The following is a 319-nucleotide window of genomic DNA, read 5'->3' as shown; positions in this document are numbered from 1 at the left end:
CACGGCTTCTGGGCTGAGTCCGCTGCGCAGATCGAAGCGGTGCTCGGCGCAAACGCGGCGTTGATCAAAGCGCTGACGCTGCTTGACCGCAGCAAGCGGCTTTGGGGCTACTGCACTGGCGTTTGTCTGTTGGCGGCCAGCGGCAAGCTGAACGGCCAACCGGCCACCGTAACGTGGTGGGCGGCAGACGCCATGCAACGGCACTACGGCAAGGTCCGTTGGCAGGCGGAGCGCAGCTGCATTGTCAATGCACGCACGGCAACGGCGTCTGGCGTAAGCGGCTACCTTCCCATCGCCCAGGCACTGATCGAGCAGCATG

The 319-nt window shown here is 64.9% G+C and carries 1 pseudogene; it reads left to right on the top strand.

The annotated features are described in order from the left end of the window. Window positions 1-319 (top strand): annotated as a pseudogene (locus tag RVY79_RS18540) (hypothetical protein); the annotation flags it as partial.

Source organism: Chromohalobacter sp. HP20-39, from assembly GCF_033052815.1.
Taxonomy (GTDB): domain Bacteria; phylum Pseudomonadota; class Gammaproteobacteria; order Pseudomonadales; family Halomonadaceae; genus Chromohalobacter.
This window is presented reverse-complemented; position numbering and strand designations above follow the sequence as displayed.